Annotated in this window: 1 pseudogene; it reads right to left on the reverse strand. The window is 40.7% G+C overall.

The window, feature by feature from the left end:
- A pseudogene (locus ELQ12_RS10330) lies at positions 1-253 on the reverse strand (hypothetical protein); the annotation flags it as partial.

Raw genomic sequence — 253 nt, forward strand, 5'->3', positions numbered from 1 at the left:
TTTTCATCTAATTTTTCCTCTAAATATTTCTCTTTGGCTTCTTGTTTTTTTAATTCCTCATCTTCATCGCCAAAAATTAAGTCATTAAAAAAACCTGCTACAAGTGTTCCCACTACTGCACCCACCACTGTCCCAACAATAGGAAAGCTCGAGCCTATAGCTGCTCCAGTTGCTGTACCTGCGGCAATACGAGAAAGTATGGATACGCCAGCTCTAGCTGCGATATTAGATGCTACTCTTGAGCTAGCTATCT

The organism is Campylobacter sp. US25a (assembly GCF_004379075.1).
GTDB lineage: Bacteria > Campylobacterota > Campylobacteria > Campylobacterales > Campylobacteraceae > Campylobacter_D > Campylobacter_D jejuni.